Annotated in this window: 11 protein-coding genes and 1 pseudogene; 5 read left to right on the forward strand and 7 right to left on the reverse strand. The window is 71.9% G+C overall.

Annotated elements, in window-relative coordinates; translation table 11 throughout:
• Positions 1-43: 43 nt before the first annotated feature.
• Positions 44-1324 carry a heme/hemin ABC transporter substrate-binding protein gene (locus tag ABD240_RS08375; protein ID WP_291794669.1) on the reverse strand — a complete coding sequence of 427 codons (1281 nt, stop codon included), beginning with the start codon at positions 1322-1324 and terminating at the stop codon, positions 44-46.
• Between the two features lie 550 nt (positions 1325-1874).
• Between ABD240_RS08375 and ABD240_RS17175 the strand changes: the two are divergent.
• Positions 1875-2357 (forward strand): annotated as a pseudogene (locus ABD240_RS17175) (HtaA domain-containing protein); the annotation flags it as partial.
• Positions 2358-2932: 575 nt separating this feature from the next.
• Here ABD240_RS17175 and ABD240_RS17180 read toward each other — a convergent pair.
• Both ABD240_RS17180 and ABD240_RS08385 read right to left on the reverse strand, forming a co-directional pair.
• Positions 2933-3220: a hypothetical protein gene (locus tag ABD240_RS17180; protein ID WP_486303408.1), complete on the reverse strand. Its 288-nt coding sequence runs from the start codon at positions 3218-3220 to the stop codon at positions 2933-2935.
• A 677-nt stretch (positions 3221-3897) separates the two neighbouring features.
• Complete coding sequence (locus ABD240_RS08385) at positions 3898-5808, reverse strand: acetate--CoA ligase (RefSeq protein ID WP_291792823.1); 1911 nt, start codon at positions 5806-5808, stop codon at positions 3898-3900.
• Positions 5809-5938: 130 nt separating this feature from the next.
• Here ABD240_RS08385 and ABD240_RS08390 point away from each other — a divergent pair, with 130 nt between their 5' ends.
• The 3 genes from ABD240_RS08390 (at position 5939) to ABD240_RS08400 (ending at position 10627) form a co-directional block, all read left to right on the forward strand.
• Positions 5939-7474, forward strand: a complete 1536-nt coding sequence (locus tag ABD240_RS08390; RefSeq protein ID WP_344336860.1) for an AMP-binding protein — start codon at positions 5939-5941, stop codon at positions 7472-7474.
• Positions 7475-7550: 76 nt separating this feature from the next.
• Positions 7551-8951, forward strand: coding sequence for a type 2 periplasmic-binding domain-containing protein (locus ABD240_RS08395; RefSeq protein ID WP_344336861.1), 1401 nt, complete (start codon positions 7551-7553; stop codon positions 8949-8951).
• A gap of 143 nt (positions 8952-9094) precedes the next feature.
• Positions 9095-10627, forward strand: a complete 1533-nt coding sequence (locus ABD240_RS08400; protein ID WP_291798348.1) for an AMP-binding protein — start codon at positions 9095-9097, stop codon at positions 10625-10627.
• A 153-nt stretch (positions 10628-10780) separates the two neighbouring features.
• On the opposite strand, the gene ABD240_RS08405 is transcribed toward ABD240_RS08400, so the two are convergent.
• The 4 genes from ABD240_RS08405 to ABD240_RS08420 all read right to left on the reverse strand — a co-directional run bounded on the left by ABD240_RS08405 (position 10781) and on the right by ABD240_RS08420 (position 17023).
• Entirely contained in the window at positions 10781-11794 is a 1014-nt protein-coding gene (locus tag ABD240_RS08405; RefSeq protein ID WP_291798351.1) for an NAD-dependent epimerase/dehydratase family protein, read from the reverse strand.
• Positions 11795-11921: 127 nt separating this feature from the next.
• Positions 11922-15107 (reverse strand): alpha/beta fold hydrolase, encoded by a 3186-nt coding sequence (locus ABD240_RS08410; protein WP_344336862.1) that lies wholly within the window; start codon positions 15105-15107, stop codon positions 11922-11924.
• Positions 15108-15114: 7 nt separating this feature from the next.
• Positions 15115-16158: a 3-oxoacyl-ACP synthase III gene (locus ABD240_RS08415; protein ID WP_344336863.1), complete on the reverse strand. Its 1044-nt coding sequence runs from the start codon at positions 16156-16158 to the stop codon at positions 15115-15117.
• Positions 16159-16438: 280 nt separating this feature from the next.
• Positions 16439-17023 (reverse strand): dienelactone hydrolase family protein, encoded by a 585-nt coding sequence (locus ABD240_RS08420; RefSeq protein WP_344336864.1) that lies wholly within the window; start codon positions 17021-17023, stop codon positions 16439-16441.
• Positions 17024-17240: 217 nt separating this feature from the next.
• Between ABD240_RS08420 and ABD240_RS08425 the strand changes: the two genes are divergently transcribed.
• Entirely contained in the window at positions 17241-18002 is a 762-nt protein-coding gene (locus ABD240_RS08425; protein WP_344336865.1) for a TSUP family transporter, read from the forward strand.
• The last annotated feature ends 97 nt before the right edge of the window (positions 18003-18099 follow it).

Below are 18099 nucleotides of genomic sequence, written 5' to 3' on the forward strand. Positions count from 1 at the left end.
CGTCCGCGCAGCTGGGTGCGGTCACGCCGTTCGACGGGAGCGCTCATTCGGTCTCTCCTTCGTCCTGAGCCCGCTCCTCGCGGATCTCCTCCACGCGCTTCTCCACGGCCTCGGGGCCGTGCTCGGGCTGATAGGAGTGCTCAGGGTCGTAGATGGCGGTCGACAGGGCGGCGAGCACCGAGGCGGACCGCGGTCCGAAGCTCATGACCTCGTAGTCGCTCATGTCGACGATCCGGCGGTTCTTCCCGGCGGGCGTCTGCCTGATGCCGGGGAGTTCGAGCGCGCGGTCCAGGCCGCCCACCGATTCCAGTCCCAGCGTCATGACGATGATGACGTCCGGCGCCGCCTTGATGAGCGCCTCCGAATTGGTGGGGGACATGCCTTCGAAGCCCACCTCGGTGGCGACATCGCGTGCGCCGATGCCCTGGATGAGCGTGTCCGCGCCCGATCCGCGGCCGAACCAGTAGTAGATGCTCCCGCGCAGGTAGAGGAAGACAGTGCGCGGCTTGTCCTCCGCGTCCGGCGGTGCCTGCTCCGCGCCGATCGCCTGGATGGTCTGGCTGATCTCCGCGTCGGTGCGTTTGGCGAGCCGTTCGCCCAGCTCGGACAGGCCCAGCGCATCGCCCACGGCCTGGATCTGGTCGCCCACACCGTGGATGCCGTCCTCGCTGCTCGAAGGGATGAAGACGACGGGCACCCCGGCGTTGCGGAGCTGGATCTGCGTGTCGTAGGGACCGATGGTCGTGTCCGTGAGGATGACCGTGGGCGCGAGGTTGAGGACCGCCTCCGCATTGAGCTCGTGCCCGTTCTGGGTGACGAGCGGGACGTCCTCGGCCTCCGGCATGAGACCGCTGATGTTGGTCGCCACGTCCCTGCCGATGATGTTGCAGCCCAGCCCCAGGCCGACGACCGCGGCGGCGAGCCCGCCGTTCTGGTTGAGGGCGAGGATGCGGCTGGTGTCGGTGATCGTCTGCTCCGGTCCGTCCGAACTCTTCACGGTGACCGGCAGGCGCTGGGACAGCTCCGGGTTCGCGTCGATCGGAGCGATCTCCCCGGTGCGGGTGTAGGCGGTGGTCCTGCCTTCGATGGTCTTGGGGTCGGGGAGGTCGGCGCGATCTGTGCCGGGCAGCTCGGGAGGCTGCGGATCCGCGACTGCCTCCGGTGGGGTGCAGCTGTCGTTCGCGGCGAAGGTCGAAGATCCGATGTTGTGGAGTCCGTTGTTCCACAGCAGCAGGACGACGACGAGGCCGCCGGCGATCCAGGAGCCGCGGCGGATCGCCTTCCGGCGGGTGCGCAGCACGCGCCTCAGGGGACCTGCGGGCATGTGTTCCCTTCAATCTGTTCTACCTGCGCGGGCCTGGCTGCGCCGGAGGCAGGTGCGGTGCGTTCGGTGTGCCGACTCCCGTGGCAGGCGGCGCTGTCGTTGAGTGACCGATCACCGGATTCACATTTGATTCCAAGGTGCGGCACGGCTACTGTAGCGCATGACGTTGAGGTCAGCCTAACCTTTGAATGGTTAGCCTCACTAAATTCAGGTGAGGCTAAAAGATCAGGAGCTCTGCGGAATGAAGCGGGGCCGTGGCTGACAGGAGCGCGTCACTACCAGCGCCGGCGGGACACACCGCGGCGCGCACGACGAACTGGAGAGTCATATGAAGACACCTGCTCGCAAGAGCGGTGCCCGTTTCGCTGCGCTCGCCGCTGCGGTGACGGTGGGAGCGGCCGCCTCCGGCCTGCCCATCGGTCCCGCGCAGGCGGCGGAGGGGAACGTCACCGATGCGACCTTCAACTGGTCGGTCAACGACGAGTCCACCGGCGGCTCCTACTTCGGCGGCTGCAACTTCCTCGTCGCCGGAGAGGCCGGGGACAGCGGCATGGCCCGCATCTGGACCGCCGCCGACGCCGGGGAGCTGTTCCCGACCGATGCCGACGGCAGCTTCGTCGACGGCAACACCTCGATCAGGAAGTCCGACGGCGAGGGTCTCAACAACTTCGCCGATCGCTGCAAGACCGTGGACGGCGCGCTGGTCAACAGCAAGACCAACGCGCAGGCCGAGGACAACCACACCGGCGACTTCGTCGAGATCACCGGCGGCACGGGCACCGTGGATCCGGAGACGGACACCGGCACCATCGAGTGGGAGGGGTCCTGGACCTTCGCCTACTACGGCGGCATGACCTACTGGACCATCTCCGACCCCAAGCTGGTCGTGGAGAACGGCAAGGGCACCATCACCGGCACCTACTCCGGCTACGGCACGGACATGGACGACCTTTCCAAGTGGATCAAGCTGGACCCGGTCGAGGGCCCGATTGCCAATCTGCAGAACTCCACGGTGGATCTCACCGAGACCGGGTTCGAGGTCACCCCCGACTACCTGGGGGTGGAGACGGACACCCAGGGCCGCAACATCCAGGACCGCACCCAGGAGTGGTGGGGCGCCTTCCCGCAGGAGTGGATCGACTTCAACGTCGCCACCGGCCAGGACTCCTACTGGTACTCCACCGCCGGCGGCGCGACCTCCATCCAGCCCCGCAAACCCACCAACCCGGTCGAAGTCACCTACAGCTACGAGGCCCCGCCCGAGGAACCCGCGGAGTTCGAGGGCGCCACCGCGCACGAGGTCATCGGCGCCTCCGAGGCGGACGGCCTCCAGGTCGAGGTCGAGGGAACGGACTACAGGAACCTGCCGAAGACCTCGACTGGCAGCGATGCGGTGGGCGTGTACTCCGCCATCATCGACCGGGAGAAGCCCGACGAATTCACCTCCGCCGACGTGCTCGGTGCCGAGTTCTCCTACTTCCGGGACACCTCGGCGGCCAACAGCTTCACGAAGGTCTCCACCGTTGCTGCGAGCAGCCTCGAGGAGGCGAAGGAGTACGACGCGGTCGTCTGGACCGCGCACGGCAACGGCACCGAGGAGTCGGTCGTCTACCGCGAGCCCGTCGAGCTGACCGACGAGCAGCGCGACGCGCTCTTCCCTGGTGAGGAGCCGACGGAGGAGCCCACGGACGACCCGACCGAGGAGCCGACCACGGACCCGACGGAGGAGCCAACCGAGGAGCCCACAGACGACCCGACCGAGGAGCCGACCACGGACCCGACGGAGGACCCGACCACGGAGCCCACGGACGACCCGACCGAGGAGCCGACCACGGACCCGACCACGGACCCGACCACGGACCCGACGGACGAGCCGGCTGAGCCGGCACTGGGCATCAGCCCCGAGGAGATCGGCGTCTCCGACTTCCTCGACGAGGGGAAGGGCGTGACTCTCACGGTGGACGGGCTGGAGCCCGGCACCGAGGTCGAGTTCGATGTGGCGCCTGCTGCGGAGCAGAACGTCGAGCCCAGCACCCTCCCGGGTGAGGCCGACGAGGAGGGCGTCGCATCGGCGGTGGTCTACGGGGTCAGCGCGGCCGACGCCGAGGACTACCTGGGCGAGTACTCCGTGGAGGCCTCCGTGGAGGAGGGATCCGGTGAGGCCTCTGCCGTCGACGCCTCGGCGGAGGACCTGAGCGGAACGTTCAGCGTCGTGGCCGACGACGATGCGCCGAACGGTGGCGACGACGGTGCCGGCGACGACGGTGACGACAACGGCAGTGACGACGACGGTGCCGGCGACGGCTCGGACCTGCCGCGGACCGGCGGCAGCAGCCTTGCCGCTCTGCTCCTCGGCGTGGTGACCGTGGGAGTCGGTGTGACCGCGCTGTTCTTCACCCGCCGCCGCAGGGCCTGAAGGGGAACCCGGCCCGAGAGCTGAGGACGGCGTGCTGAGGGAAGGGCTGGGAGGCGAACGCCTCCCAGCCCTTCATTCCGCGGTGTGTCCCGGTGCCGTGGGCGGCCCGCGCTCGGTGACGCGGGGCCCTTCACTCCGCCCCCGAGGGGGCGACCGCTCAGCGGCTCAGCCCCTCCCGCAGGCTCTCCAGCACGGTGACGTCCTCGATCGTGGAGGGGATGCGCACCTCCTCGCCGTCGACGATCTCCCGCATGGTCTTGCGGAGGATCTTGCCGGAGCGCGTCTTGGGCAGCGCTTCCACCACGTCCACCTGCCGGAGTGCGGCCACCGGTCCCACCTCGGAGCGGACCAGGGAGACGAGCTCCGCGGGCACCGTCTGCGCGTCCGCTCCCGGGGAGAGCACCACGAAGGCCCGCGGGATCTGTCCCTTGGTCTCGTCGTGGACGCCGATCACGGCGCACTCCGTCACGCCGGGATGCGAGGCGACCACGGCCTCCAGCACTCCGGTGGAGAGCCGGTGACCGGCGACGTTGATGACGTCGTCGGTGCGGCCCATCACGTAGACGTACCCGTCCTCGTCGATCATGCCGGAGTCGCCGGTGAGATAGGTGCCCTCGAAGGCGGAGAGGTAGCTGGAGACATAGCGCTCCTCATCGCCCCAGAGTCCCGCGAGCGTGCCGGGCGGCAGCGGCAGATCGATGACGATGAGGCCCTCCGTGCCGGCGGGGACCGGAGCGCCCGCGGAATCCACGACGCGCACCTGATATCCGGGGGTGGGCACGGTGGGCGAGCCGGGCCGCAGCGGCAGCCGTTCGATGCCCAGCGGATTCGCGGCGATGGGCCAGCCGGTCTCCGTCTGCCACCAGTTGTCCACCACCGGGATGTCGCGGCCCGTCGAAGACCGCAGCATCTGCGTCGTCCACTCCCAGGTGTCCGGGTCCAGCCGTTCGCCGGCGAGGAACACCGCGCGCAGCGAGGAGAGGTCCCGAGCGGCGGGGTGCTCCCCGTCCGGGTCCTCCTTGCGGACCACGCGCATGGCGGTGGGGGCGGCGAAGAAGACGTTCACGCCGTGCTCCTCGATCACCCGGAAGAACGCGCCCGCGTCCGGGGTGCCGATGGGCTTGCCCTCGTAGAGGACGGTGGTGACGCCGGCCAGCAGCGGGGCGTAGACGATGTAGGAGTGCCCCACCACCCAGCCCACGTCCGAGGCCGTGAACATCGTGTCGCCGGGGTGCAGGTCGAACACGTGGGGCATGGACCACTGGAGTGCGACGGCACAGCCGCCGGCATCGCGGAGGATCCCCTTGGGCTTCCCCGTGGTGCCCGAGGTGTAGAGGACGTAGAGCGGGTCCGTCGCCTTCACCGGCACCGGGTCGATGCCCTCCTGCGCGGCCTCCAGGAGCCGGGCATAGTCGAGGTCGAAGCCCTCGCGCAGCTGCGCCGGCGACTGCTCCCGCTGCACCACCACGCTGAACTCCGGCTCCGCCTCCGCGATCTCCAGCGCGCGGTCCAGGAGGGGCTTGTACTCGATGACCCGGTTCCGTTCGATCCCCGCGGACGCGCTGATGACGGCCTTGGGACGGATGTCGTCGATGCGGACGGCGAGCTCATTGGCCGCGAAGCCGCCGAACACCACCGAGTGGACCGCGCCCAGGCGCGCGCAGGCGAGCATCGCGACCACGGCCTCGGGCACCATGGGCATGTAGATGACGACCGTGTCTTCCCGGCCCACGCCCCGCTCCGCCAGCGCGCGGGCGAAGCGGGAGACCTCGTCGAGGAGCTCTGCGTACGTGTAGGTCCGGACCGTACCGGTGACGGGGGAGTCGTAGACGAGTGCGGCCTGCGCCCCGCGGCCGGCGGCCACGTGCCTGTCGAGCGCGTTGGCGCACACGTTGAGCTCCCCGTCCGGGAACCAGCGGTAGACGGGCGCACGGCTGCCGTCCACCGCGCGTGTGGGCGGAACCGTCCAGTCGATCGCCTCTGCGGCCTCCAGCCAGAAGCCCTCCGGGTCTGCGGCCGCGCGCCGGGCGACTGCGGAATACGTCTGATCCTGTGTGCTCTGCGTCATAGGAATACTGTAATGATGGTCACGGACATTGCCAGGCCGGGCGCCCCGGGTGGCGCTGCGCGTCCGCGACGTGGACCGCACGCGCTGCGCCCGGATGCGCTCCCGGCCGTGACGGAGACCGGGGGAGACCATGACCTATGACGCCGAGCTCGAGGCCAGCAGGCGCCTGCACTGGATGAACATGCTGGAGCTGCACGCGCAGGACCGCGGCGGGGCCGAGGCGCTGGTGGGGGAGGGGCTCCGGCTCACCTGGCGGGAGCTGAGGGACCGGGTGCGCGCCGTCGCGGCGATGCTTCAGCGCAGGGGAGTGAGCCGGGGCGACCGCGTGTACCTCCTCGCCCTCAACAGCGTCGAGTACATCGCGGCGCTCGCTGCGATCAACACCGCGGGCGCCGTCGCGGTGCCGCTCAACATCCGCTCCGCAGGGCCGGAGCTCGACTACCTCATCGGCGACTCCGGCGCGGTGTTCGGCTTCGTCGACGAGCTGGGAGCCGCCAGGCTGGCCGAGGCCACGGCGGCGCAGGACGTCCCCGTCCTCCGGTTCGGGGAGGAGTTCGCCGCGTGCGCGGCCTCGGGCGAGGTGCCGGAGCCGGTGGACGTGGCGGAGACGGACACCGCCTTCCTCGTCTACACCTCGGGCACCACCTCCGCGCCCAAGGGCGCCATGATCAGCCACCTCAACCTCGTCACGCAGGTGATCACCGCCAATCGGATGGGTCCTGCCGGCACCGCGCACGACGCCTCGATCATCGTCGTCCCGCTGTTCCACATCGTGGGCGTCTCGAACGCCTACACGGCGTTCTTCAACGCCTCGAAGGTGGTGGTCGCGCCCTCCAGGGTGCTCATGAGCATAGAGGCGCTCACGGACACGGTGGAGGCCGAGGGCGTCACCCACATGTTCCTCGTGCCCACCCTCTGGCAGGCGTTCTGCTCGCAGCCGGGCATCCGCGAGCGGAAGCTGGACCTCAAGGTCATGACCTGGGGCGCCTCGCCGGCGAGCCGGGAGACGCTGCAGCTCATGGCGGACACCTTCCCGGACGCCATCATCAGCGCGGGGCTGGGGCAGACGGAGATGTCGCCCACCACCACCGCGCTCACCGGCGCGGACTCCCTCGTGAAGATGGGCTCCGTGGGCCGGCCCGTGGGGATGGTCGCCGCGCGCGTCGTGGGTCCGGACGGGGAGGACGTGCCGGCGGGGGAGACGGGGGAGATCGTCTACCGCGGACCCGGCCTCATGCAGGGCTACTGGAACAAGCCGGAGCAGACCGCCGAGGCCGCCTACGACGGGTGGTTCCACTCCGGTGACCTGGTGACCCGGGACGAGGACGGCTTCGTCTACGTCGTCGACCGGGCGAAGGACATCATCATCTCCGGCGGGGAGAACATCTCCTCCGTGGAGGTCGAGCACGCCGTCGCCGCCCACCCCAAGGTCGCCGATGCCAGCGTCATCGGCATGCCGCACCCGCAGTGGGTGGAGACGCCGGTCGCCGTGGTGGTGCCCGCCGACCCCGAGGACCCGCCCACCCTCGAGGAGATCCAGGACTTCCTCGCGCCCCGGCTGGCGTCGTTCAAGAAGCCCACGCGGCTGGAGGTCGTGGCCGAGCTGCCGCGGAACGCCTCGGGCAAGCTGCAGAAGCACCGGCTGCGGGAGGCCTTCTCAGGCTGAGCGAACGGCGGCGGAAGCAGGTATCCTCGGTTCCAGTCCACGTTGACTGATCGTTCGTTCAAAGGAGAGCCGAACAATGCTGGAACCGACGACTGCGCGCATGTCCGGAGGTCCCTCCCGTCGTCCCCCGGCCGGCGATGCCCACACGGTCCGCGCCGCCGGTATCACTCGCCCCAGAGGCGCCGTCCGCGAATCCCGTCCGCACCGGGGACTGCGCTCCGCCGCGCTCCCCGCTGCGGTGCTCGCGCTTGCGCTGGGGATGAGCGGCTGTGCGGGCGGCGCGGGCGGCGGCGCTGGTGGGGAGGCCGGCGGCGGCGAGGGCGTGGAGTACGGTGCGAGCCCCGAGGAGTACCAGGCGGCTCTGGAGGACATGGAGCCCGTCACCCTCACCTACCAGGGCGGTGGGGCCTCGGCGGAGAGCGGCAGCGGCAAGGCGGAGCTCGAGTTCGCGCAGCGGGTCGAGGAGCTCACCGGCGGCAAGGTGACGTTCGAGATGGCGTGGGGCCAGTCGGTGGCGCCCTTCGACGAGGTGACCGAGGCCGTGGCGGACGGGCGCATCGACATCGGCGTGGAGATCCCCATCTACACGCCCAGCAAGTACGAGGCGATCGGCGAGCTCATCAGCCTGAGCCCGTCCACGCCCTCGAGCCCCGTGCTCACCGAGGTCGCCACGACCGCGGCCGCGCTGGAGACCGCCTGGGACACGCCCGAGGTCGTCGAGAACTACGAGGAGATGGGCGCGACGGTGCTGCGTCCCATGTTCTTCGAGACCTCCAACGCCCTCATGTGCACGGAGCCCGTCACCTCCGCGGCGGACTTCCGCGGCAAGCAGATCCGCGTGGGGTCCGCCTCGGACTTCACGATCGTGGAGGCGCTGGACGCCTCGCCGGTGTCGATGCAGTTCACGGAGGCCTATGAGGCGCTGCAGCGGAACACCATCGACTGCACCCTGGGCGGTCTGCGCATCGGCGCGGACTACGGCTTCCTCGAGGTCGCGCCGCACGTGTCCCTGCCGCAGGACGGTGCATGGGGCCGCAACCCCACCGCACTCGTCGCGGGGCCCGGCTACGAGCGTCTGCCGCTCGCGGCCAAGCAGGCGATCTTCGACTCCTTCGAGGTGTTCACCGGTGCCGGTCTCACCGCCATGATCGACTCCTCGGCGACCGCCGTGGGCATGATCGAGGACAACGGCGGTGAGGTTGCCCGCCTGGAGGACGACGCCGAGTCCGCGTTCCAGGGCGCGGTCGAGGAGCTCCGCGCGCAGGTGGAGGCCTCGGACGCCCTCGACGGTGCGGCCGCGGCAGCCTCCTTCGACGAGGGCTACGAGAAGTGGGCGGCCCTCGCGGAGGAGAGCGGGATCCCCGCCGAGGACGACTACCACGCCTTCGCGCAGGAGTGGGAGGGCTCGCCGCTGGATCTCCAGCCGTTCGGCGCGCGGATCTACGAGGAGATCCACCTGCCGCGGAGGCCGGAGTGAGAGCGGAGTGAAGGATCCGGGTGTCCGCGGCGCACCTGGGGAGGATTCGACGCCACGAGAGGTCGGGACGCAGCGGCCGCGACGCCCACAGCGCTCCCGGGAAGAACGGACATGCGCGGATGAGCGCGGAGGAGGAGACGACGATGTTGGATGCACAGCTGGCCGCGAGCAGGCGGCTGCACTGGATGAACATGGTGGAGCTGCACGCTCAGGACAGGGGCGAGCAGATCGCCCACGTGGACGGTGAGAGCCGGACCACCTGGGCCCAGCTGCACGCGCGGATGCGGGCTGTCGCGGCCGAGCTGCAGCGCCGCGGCGTGGGGCCCGGCGACCGCGTGTTCCTGCTCTCGCTCAACAGTGCGCAGGCGCTGGCCGCGCTCCTGGCGATCAACACCGCCGGCGCGGTCGCGGTGCCGCTCAACATCCGCTCCGCCGGTCCGGAGCTCGACTACCTCATCGAGGACTCCGGCGCCGTGCTGGGGTTCGCGGATCAGCTGGGCGAGGCGCGGCTGGCGGAGGCCACTTCCGGCGGCGAGGTCCCGGTCATCCGCTTCGGGGAGGAGTTCGAGGCGATCGCGGACTCCGGCGAAATCTCCGCACCCGTGGACGTGGCGGAGTCCGAGGCGGCCTTCATCATCTACACCTCCGGCACCACCTCCGCCCCCAAGGGCGTGGTCCTCACACACCTGAACATGGCGGCGCAGACCATCACCACGAACCGCATCGCCCCGGCCGGCGGAGCGGACGACGCCCTGATGCTCGTGGTCCCTCTGTTCCACATCGCCGCGATCGGCACCGTCTATCCGGCGGTCCTCAACTCGGTGAAGGTCGTCGTGGCGCCCTCGCAGGTGATGACGAACATCGCCGCGCTCGCGGACCTGGTCGAGGCCGAGGGCGTGACCAACATGTTCCTCGTGCCCACCCTCTGGCAGGCGTTCTGCTCGCTGCCGGGCATCCGGGAGCGCCGGCTGCGTCTCAAGGCGCTGCAGTGGGGTGCGTCCCCGGCGAGCCGGGAGACGCTGCAGCTCATGGCGGACACCTTCCCGGACGCGGCGATCAGCGCCGCCTTCGGGCAGACGGAGATGTCTCCCGTCACGTGCGTCCTCTCCAGCGAGGACTCGTTCACCCGGATGGGTGCCGTGGGCAAGCCGGTGGGCCTCGTCGCCGCGCGAGTGGTGGGGCCCGACGGCGAGGACGTGCCGGTGGGGGAGACGGGGGAGATCGTCTACCGCGGCCCCGGCCTCATGCGCGAGTACTGGCGGAAGCCGGAGCAGACCGCCGAGGCCACCTACGACGGGTGGTTCCACTCCGGCGATCTCGTCACCCGGGACGAGGACGGCTACGTGACGGTGGTGGACCGGGCGAAGGACATCATCATCTCCGGCGGGGAGAACATCTCCTCCGTCGAGGTTGAACATGCCGTCGCCGCTCATCCCAAGGTTGCCGATGCGAGCGTGATCGGCGTGCCGCACCCGCAGTGGGTGGAGACGCCCCTGGCGATCGTCGTACCGGCGGATCCGGCGGACCCGCCCACGCTGGAGGAGATCCAGGACTTCCTCGCGCCCCGGCTGGCGTCGTTCAAGAAGCCCACGCGGCTGGAGGTCGTGGACGAGCTGCCGCGGAACGCCTCGGGCAAGCTGCAGAAGCACCGCCTGCGGGAGGAGTTCGCCGGCTGAGGCCGGGGTCGGAGGCAGCGGGGCGAGGCTCGCGCGAGGCGGCCCGAGGCCGGGGTCGGCTGTGCCGGAGCCGGCCGTGCTGGGACAGGCGGCCTCGGCGAGGGTGGGATCTGCCCGAGGCCGGCCCGGGTCAGCCGGCCGGCCTCGGCGGCCTCAGTCCGCGCTGCCGCCGTAGTGGGCCGCCGTGAGCGCGAGCCCCTCCTCGACGGAGACGCGCGGCTCCCACTGCAGGACCTCGCGCGTGCGGCGCTGGTCGAACCAGTGGGCGGTGGAGAGCTGTTCGGCGAGGAAGCGGGTGAGCGGCGGCTCGCCGTCACCCTTCTCCCGCACGGATTCCGGCAGATGCTCCCACGCGGTCTCCACCGCCGCACCTGCGGCCAGCCCCGCCGCCACCGGCACGTGCACGGCCGGCGGCTTCGCCCCTCCTGCCAGCGCGATCCGGCTCATGAGCTCGCCGATCATCCGCGGCTGCCCGTTCGTGAGCACGAGGGCCTCGCCGTGCACGCGCGCACACGCGGGCAGCGCCGCGGTGATCGCCTCGACGGCGTTGGCCGAGTACAGCGTGTCCACCAGTGCGGCACCGGAGCCGATGAAGGGCAGCCGCCCCGCCCGCGCGCGGTCGATGATCCGCTCCGTGAGCTGCGTGTCGCCCGGCCCCCACATGAGGTGCGGACGCAGGACGAGGACGCGGAAGTCCTCCCCCGCGGCCTCGGCACGGGCGTCCGCGCCCAGTGCCAGCAGCTCGCCGGCGGCCTTCGTCCGGGCGTAGTCGCCGCGCGCGCGTTCCGGGTCCGCCGGGCCCGCGCCGTCGCCCGTGAGCGAGGAGCCCGCGTGCGCCACCGACGGCGAGGAGATGTGCACCCAGCGGCGCACGCGTGCCGCGCGCGCACCCTCGAGGAGCACGCGGGTGCCCTCGACGTTGATGCGCTCGAAGTCCGCCGGGTCCCCGGAGACGGAGACCTTCGCCGCCATGTGGATGACGGCCTCGGCCCCGGAGACCGCCATCTGCACGGCCTCCGGATCCGTGACGGAGCCCTGCACGTCCACTGCCCCCGGCACGCCTGAGGGCCTGCGCTGCAGCGTCGTGACGGTGTGGCCGGCATCGATGAGCGCCCGGGCGGTCGAGGAGCCGAGCAGCCCGGAAGCGCCGGTGACGAGTACGTGCATGAGTGCCTCCTGGTGACGGGGACGGACGATCCGGGTCCGACGAACGGGAGCCGGGGCGGGCAGGCCGGGGTGATGCGCCCGGCCTGCCGTGGGCGGTGCCGGCGGGGATGGTCCGCCCTGCGTGGCGTCAGGGCCTCCCGATGCGCCCGCCGGCCAGCACCTCGGCCGCCCAGCGTGCGAGCCGTGAGCGGTCGATCTTGGAGTTGTGGCGGATGTCCGTGGGGAAGGACCGGGTGACGAGCACCGCGGCGACGTCGTGGCCGGTGACGGCGCGCACGGCGGAGCGGACCGCCGAGGCCAGCCCCAGGGGCGCCGGACCGTGCGCCGGGAGCCCCCGGGAGTGCAGCCCGCGGCCACGGACGCCCGGGGACCGTGCGGGATCCGGCTCCACGACGATGACGAGGGCCTGCGTGCCGGTGGGCCCCACGCCCACGGCGGCGGAGCGGAGCACGCCGTCCAGCGCGTCCACCACGGCCTCCGGGCCGCCCGGTCCCAGCGGACCGTGCGGTGTGGTGACGACGTGCTGGACGCGTCCCTCGAGCCAGACGCGGCCGTGAGCGTCGAAGTGGCCGATGTCGTTGGTGCGGTGCCAGAGGAGGCCGTCGCGCGAATCGCGGGCGGCGGCGCGGTCCGTGCTCCACAGGCGGTCGTAGCCGGCCTTGAGGTGTGCGCCGGAGGCGACGAACTCGCCCAGGACGCCCTGGGCCTCCTCGCCCTCCAGCAGGGCCTCGGACGGAGCGCCGTCTTCGCCGATGGGAGCGAGCGCCAGGCGCACGCCGTCCACCGGCCGGCCCACGCAGACGCCCAGGTCGCGGGAGACCGCGGTGCGGGCGGAGGTGCGGGCGGTGCCGGAGGCAGCTGCGGTGCCGGAGGCAGTCGCGGGGGCGGAAGCAGCAGCGGGGGCGGACCCTGCTGCGGCCTCGGAGGTGGCTGCAGCCTCGGCGGACGGCTCCTCCGCTGCGGCACGGAGCGCGCGCTCGGAGTCCGCGTGCGCCTGAGCGACCTCGGCCCGGTCGATGTCCGTGAGCACGAGGCCCTCGGTCATGCCGTAGGGCGTGTGGATGCGCGCATTGGGGAACACGGACGCGAGGGCGTTCATGAGCTCCAGCGGTACGGGCGCCCCTGCGGAGAGGACCATCTGCACGCGTGCGCACGCCGTGGACTGCGCGAGGCTGAGCTCATGGGCCGTGGCGACGACATTGCGGTAGGCGGCGGGGGAGGCGAAGACCATCGTGGCCCCGCCCTCCTCGATCGCCTCCGCCAGGGCCGCGGCCGTGAGCGTGCGCGGCTTCGTCACCGCCATGTCCGGCGTGGTCGAGACCGCCCCGATCCCCGGCCCCAGCAGTGCGAAGGGCGGGAAGCCCGCGACGAGCGAGGTGCCCGGCTGTACGTCGAAGACCCGCGTGAGCACCTGTGTGAGAGCGGTGAGACGCGCATGCGTGTAGCGGACGCCCTTGGCCGGTCCAGTGGAGCCGGAGGTGAAGAGGATGGCGGCGTCGTCCTCGGCCGCGGGGCGGGGCAGCGGTGTGCCGGCGGCCTCGGGCGCATCGAGGAGCTCCTCCAGGCTCGTCTCCACGCTCAGGGCGGTGCGCTGGGCGCGGGAGAGCTTCTGCACGGAGAGCCTGCGACCGGGCCAGCCGGCCATGCGGGCGAGGGCCAGGCCGGGTCGCTCCCCGATGATCCACTGCGGGTCGGCCGAACGCACCGCGCGGGTCATGCCCGCAGGCCCCAGACCCGCGTCCGCCACCACAGCGACTCCGCCCGCACGCAGCACGCCGTAGAGGCCGGTCGTGAGGTCGTTGCCGGGCGGCACGAGCATGGACACGCGGTCGCCGGGCCGCAGGCCCAGCCGCACGAGGCCCTCCGCGATGGCCTGGACGCGCGCCGCGACCTCCGCCCAGGTGAGGGATGCGGGCGGATTCTGCGACATGTCCACGGTGGCGGGGGAGTGGTCGTCCGCGCGCTCCTCGAGCGCATCGACGATGAGGCGCGTGGATTCCGAGGGCTGTGTGCTGGTGCGGGGCTGTTCGGCTGCGGGGGCCTCCGCGTCCGTGGGCGCCGCCGAGGCTGCGGACGGTTCCGAGGCCGTCGTCGCAGAGGTGCGCGCGGCCTCGGCCGCGGGGGTCTGCGCGACTGCGGACGGACCGGCTGCGGGGAACTGCTCCTCCAGCCAGCGCAGCACCACGCCGGCCACGTCCTCCTCCTCGCTCACCAGGTGGCTCGCCTTCTCGAAGCGGTGCAGGTCCGCCTGCGGCAGGCGGGTGCGGAGGTCGCGGAGGTAGCGCTCGAGGAAGACGGGGTCCTTGGGGCCCCACACCAGCAGAGCCGGGTGCGTGAAGGAGGCGATGTCCTCGCCCAGCTGCTGCAGCTCGGAGTGGGAGGGGTGCGTGTCCGTGGCGGGGATGTCCGCGACGAACCCGCCGATCCCGCCGCGCTCCGCCGCCGTGGTGTAGGGCGCCCGGAACCCGGCGACGGCCCCGGCGGAGAGTGCGTCCTTCGCCAGCGAGAGCGTGGTGCGCAGGAACAGATCCGTGTGCACCGTGGAGACGGGGAGCAGCGGTCCCGCGAGCGCGGCGGCCAGCGGTGCCGGCAGCTGCGCGTGCTCGGGCTGGTGCACGGCGGTGTTGAGCGAGACGGCGGCGGAGACGCGGTCCTGGTTGCGCGCGGCCCAGGTGAGCGAGAGCACGCCGCCCCAGTCGTGGCCGATCGTGACGACGGGGTGGTCTGCGGTGCTCTCCCAGGCAGCCTTTGCTGCGGCGGCGGTGGCTTCCGCGGTGCCTGCTGCGGTTGCCGGACCGGTGGGCGCGTCTCCGTCACCCTCGGCCAGCAGGTGGGTGACGAGCGCGTCGAAGTCCGCCACCCGGTCCGCGATGCGGCGCACACCGGGATCCGCCGGGCGCGGGGCGCGGGCGTGCGGGAGGCGCTCGGAGAATCCCATGTCCAGCTGGTCCGGGGCGATGACACGCCATACGCGCCCGGGCCGAGGCCCTGCGGCCTCGGTCCCCGCGGCCTGGTCCATCGCCGCCTGTGCGAGGTGCCGCCACAGGTACGACCAGGTGGGGTTGCCGTGCAGGGCGAGGATGGTGCCGGTGGGGGTGAGGCCGGCCTCGGCGAGTGCCGGACCGGTGTCCAGCACGTGGAAGGTGCGGGCGCCGTCGAAGGTGTCGACCGTGACGAGCCGCGACCAGGCGGGATCGAAGCCCTCGAACTCGCCGCAGGCCTCATGGGGCAGGCGCGCGGGGAGGGCGGGGATGCCGGAGGCGGGCAGGGCGGGGCGCAGCGCCTTGGGCGCGCCGGGGATGCGGGGGCTCATCCGCGGCTCACCAGACGATCTCTGTCATCGCGGTGTTGAGCCCGCTGCCCACGCCCATCGCCAGCACCCGGTCGCCGGCACGCAGGCTCTCGACCTCGCGGGCGAGGGTGATGGGCAGGGCCGCGGGGCCCACGTTGCCCAGCTCCGGGTAGGTGGTGGGGACGCGGCGCGGGTCCAGATCCACGGCCTTGGTGATGGCGTTGGTGTGGATGGAGGAGACCTGGTGGGTGACGTAGCGGTCCATGCTGCGCCAGTCCCAGCCGTCCGCGTGCGCCTCCTCCCACGCGGCGACGACGAGTTCCATGCCGTTGTCCAGGAGGCCCTTCGCGTCCGTGAACATGCCGTTGTGGTCGCCCACGCAGAGCTCGTGGTTCCAGGTGGCCGCACGGGTGACACCGCCGAGCACGCGGTGGCCCTCGGGGTGGCGGTCGGCCGGCCCCAGCACTGCGGCGGCGGCGCCGGAGCCCAGGGTGAGGGAGGCGAACTCCTCGAGGTACTCCTCACGGGTGATGCCGTCACGGCTGAGCCGGCGCACCGTGGCGTCCTGGACGTGGGAGGCATCCTCGCCGGCGACGATGAGCGCGTAGTCGATCTGCCCGGAGTCGATCATCGTGCCGGCCACGGTCATTCCGTTGACGAAGCCCAGGCAGGCGTTGGCGATGTCGAAGTTCATGGCCTGCGGGCCGAGCCCGATCCCGTCGTGGACGGCCACTGCGACGGAGGGCTCGAGCTGCTCCCGGGTCACCGAGGTGTTGATCATCAGGCCGATCCGGCTCTGGTCGATCCCGGAGACCTTGAGCGCGCGGCGGCCGGCCTCGGCAGCCCCGGCGGTGAAGTCCTGCGGGCGGTTCCAGTTGCGGCGGGCGTGGACCCCGGCCACGCGCTGGAGGAGGCCGTTGGGCAGCCCGAGCGAGGTCAGGGCGCCGGCGAGGCGGGCATCGAGCTCGTCCGAGGTCAGCTCCACCGGGGCGGTGACCTCAGAGATCCCCAGAAGGGCGACGTTCCTGTGGCGGAAGGTCGTGTTGCCGTTGCTGCCGTTGCTGCCGTTCAAGAAGCGTCCGTTCCGGGTCGATGCATGGGGTGTGCGGGTCCGGAGCGATGGGCGCGGACTCGCATGCGTGCGGGCGCACCTGTGGGGCAGGTCCGCACGAATCCGGATACATCTTAGTACCCGCACTCTGAACGCCTCCCGAAAGAGTGTGTGAGCAGGGAACGGGCGTGGCGGAGGTGCCCGGGCGCGGCGCGGGCTCCACCCCACTCGTAGGTTACGTCTGCGTAGCGGCCGGGGTGGGCGGCCGCTACGCAGACGTAACTTGCAGGGGTGCGGGGGGTCAGCCTCGGGCGGCGTCGAGGTCTTCGAGGAGGAGCTGGACGCGCGCGGAGAGCAGCTCCGCGGAGCGCTCGTCGAAGTCCGGCTTGGTGGGGTCCGCGAAGAGGTGCGCGTCGCCGGGGTAGAGGTAGTGCTCGGCGCGGGCGCCGGCGCGAGCGGCCGAACGCAGGAGGTTCTCCGGGCCGCCCTCGTCGATCCACGGGTCGTCGACGGAATGGTGGATCTGCAGCGCGACGCGGGCGGGCCAGTCGATGAGCCGGGACTCGCCGCCCGCGTGGAGGAGCACTGCGGCCTCGGTCCGGGGGTCCTTCTTCCCCAGGCGCTGGGCCAGCGCGGCTCCCAGGGAGATGCCCGCGGCCACGAGGGGTCCCTCGACCCCGGCCAGCGCGGCCGTGGCGCGGTCCGTGAGCGTGCGGAAGCCCACTTCGTCGCGGTAGGCGATGCCCTTCTCGGTGGAGTCGAACACATGCCCGTCGTAGACATCAGGTGTGGTGACGGTGTGCCCGGCCTCGCGGATGGCGTCTGCCATTGCGTGGACGCCCTTGTCCAGGCCCAGAGCGGAGTGGAAGAAGATCACGTGTGCCATGGACGCCATACCATCACAGTGATGTGGACCACGTCGATGCGGGCGCCCTCTGGTCTCGCGGAGCGGACGGTCTGCAGCAGAGGACGTGGCGTACCCGCTCGGAGCCGAGGCCAGGGCGCCTGCCGCTGCGCCCCTCCCGCCCCGCCTTACCGTGCCTCCGCCCTCCCGCGCCTGCCCTCCCGCGCCCGAACGACCTCCCCGGGAGTAGCCTCGGAGCGTGTCCGCCTCGCTCCTCGCCCTCGTGATCGCCGCGGTGCTCGTGGGTGCCGCGCTGCAGCGTCTCTCCGGCACCGGCGTGGGCCTCGTCGTCGCTCCCACCCTCGCCCTGGCGATGGGGCCGGGCCTGGGCGTGTTCGTCACCAACGCCACGACCGTGGTCTCCGGCTTCCTCATCATGCTCTCCGTCCTCCGCGACGTGGACTGGAAGCGGTGGCTGGTGTTCGCCCCCATGGCGGTGGTGGGCGGCGTCCCGGCGGCGCTGCTGGTGCGGGAGCTGGGGGACGGGTGGCTCAACATCGTGATCGGCGCCGTGGTGCTGCTGGCGCTCGTCATGACCTTCAGCCTGCCGCGGGTGCCGCACGTGAGCGGCCGCGGTCTGCCGCCCGTCACCGCGGCCGCGGGCATGGTGGGCGGCTTCCTCAACACCGCGGCGGGTGTGGCGGCCCCTGCGATGGTCATCTACTCCAAGCTCGCCCGCTGGGAGCAGCGCCGCTTCGCCGCCACCATGCAGCCCACGTTCATGACAATGGGGCTCGTGTCCGTGGGCGCCAAGCTCTCCGTGGGTGCGACGACGGTCGCGCAGCTCCCGCCGCTGTGGCTGTTCCCCGTGATCGCCGTCGCAGTGGTGGGCGGGATCGGCGCGGGCACATGGCTCTCCCGCAGGGTCTCCGCCGAGGCCGCCCGCACCGTGGCGATCGTGCTCGCCGGCACGGGTGCGCTGGTGGCGCTGGCACGGGGTCTGTTCTCGCTCCTCGGCTGAGCGGTGCCGGACCGCCTGGGCGCGGGCGGGGAGAGGAGGCGCGGCGCCGGGCAGGTACGGTGAGAGGCGACATGCCGGCCGCAGCCGGGCGCCCCAG

This window comes from Brevibacterium salitolerans (assembly GCF_039531405.1).
GTDB classification, from domain to species: Bacteria; Actinomycetota; Actinomycetes; order Actinomycetales; family Brevibacteriaceae; genus Brevibacterium; species Brevibacterium salitolerans.

Coding starts and splice junctions, on each gene's coding strand:
- ABD240_RS08375 (WP_291794669.1), bottom strand. CDS start 1,324: ATGCCCGCAGGTCCCCTGAGGCGCGTGCTGCGCACCCGCCGGAAGGCG.
- ABD240_RS17180 (WP_486303408.1), bottom strand. CDS start 3,220: ATGCCCAGTGCCGGCTCAGCCGGCTCGTCCGTCGGGTCCGTGGTCGGG.
- ABD240_RS08385 (WP_291792823.1), bottom strand. CDS start 5,808: ATGACGCAGAGCACACAGGATCAGACGTATTCCGCAGTCGCCCGGCGC.
- ABD240_RS08390 (WP_344336860.1), top strand. CDS start 5,939: ATGACCTATGACGCCGAGCTCGAGGCCAGCAGGCGCCTGCACTGGATG.
- ABD240_RS08395 (WP_344336861.1), top strand. CDS start 7,551: ATGCTGGAACCGACGACTGCGCGCATGTCCGGAGGTCCCTCCCGTCGT.
- ABD240_RS08400 (WP_291798348.1), top strand. CDS start 9,095: ATGTTGGATGCACAGCTGGCCGCGAGCAGGCGGCTGCACTGGATGAAC.
- ABD240_RS08405 (WP_291798351.1), bottom strand. CDS start 11,794: ATGCACGTACTCGTCACCGGCGCTTCCGGGCTGCTCGGCTCCTCGACC.
- ABD240_RS08410 (WP_344336862.1), bottom strand. CDS start 15,107: ATGAGCCCCCGCATCCCCGGCGCGCCCAAGGCGCTGCGCCCCGCCCTG.
- ABD240_RS08420 (WP_344336864.1), bottom strand. CDS start 17,023: ATGGCACACGTGATCTTCTTCCACTCCGCTCTGGGCCTGGACAAGGGC.